Annotated in this window: 1 protein-coding gene; it reads left to right on the top strand. The window is 63.3% G+C overall.

Annotation, left to right across the window (positions count from 1 at the left end; genetic code table 11):
* Nucleotides 1–205, top strand: a 205-nt coding sequence (locus VR45_RS49870; protein ID WP_234326705.1) for a hypothetical protein, incomplete at its 5' end; no start/stop codon positions are given.
* Between the last annotated feature and the right edge of the window lie 2 nt (nucleotides 206–207).

Raw genomic sequence — 207 nt, 5'->3', positions numbered from 1 at the left:
CTTCCAGGCCGTGATCATCGGCTCGATCAACGCCCGCTGCTCGTCCGACAAGTCGCTCGGACACGCCCGCTCTCCGTGTGCCGCAGAACATCACCCGAACCACGACTGGCACGCCAGTACGGCTGACGTTCACACACACGAGCGATCACAAGCCGAGAAAAGGGACTTGACGTCCACTGGAGCCGCCCAGCACGGCTGGCTCTGACA

The sequence above is a fragment of the Streptomyces sp. NRRL S-495 genome (assembly GCF_000966955.1).
Classification (GTDB): Bacteria; Actinomycetota; Actinomycetes; order Streptomycetales; family Streptomycetaceae; genus Kitasatospora; species Kitasatospora purpeofusca.
The sequence above is the reverse complement of the archived record's forward strand: the minus strand, read 5'-3'. Positions and strand labels throughout refer to the sequence as shown.